The organism is Bacillus sp. AFS053548 (assembly GCF_002575105.1).
Taxonomy (GTDB): Bacteria; Bacillota; Bacilli; order Bacillales; family Bacillaceae_G; genus Gottfriedia.
In genome coordinates, this window is the sequence record NZ_NUHI01000077.1 from 1 (window position 1) to 311 (window position 311).

The following is a 311-nucleotide window of genomic DNA, read 5'->3' on the forward strand; positions in this document are numbered from 1 at the left end:
GTCCTCGAGGTCCATGGCGAGGAAGGCGTAGTCGGCGCAGACGTCGGTGAAGCGGAACGGCTCGTTGAACTCGATGCAGTCGAACAGCACCACCTGGCCGTCGATCAGCGCGGCGTTGCCCAGGTGGATGTCGCCGTGGCATTCGCGGATGAAGCCGTTCACCTTGCGCGCCTGCAGCAGCGCTTCCAGGCGGTCGTAGGAGCTTTCGGCCCAGGCTTCCAGGGCGTCCAGCTGCAGCAGGTCGGCCTTGTCGCTGAGCAGCGGGCGGATCTGCTCGAAGTTCTGCCGCACCGGCGCCATCACCGCCTCGG

At 66.9% G+C, this 311-nt stretch carries 1 protein-coding gene; it reads right to left on the reverse strand.

Annotated elements, in window-relative coordinates; genetic code table 11:
- A partial coding sequence (locus CN946_RS20935) for a phosphotransferase (RefSeq protein WP_176547399.1) occupies positions 1 to 311 on the reverse strand: 311 nt, incomplete at both ends.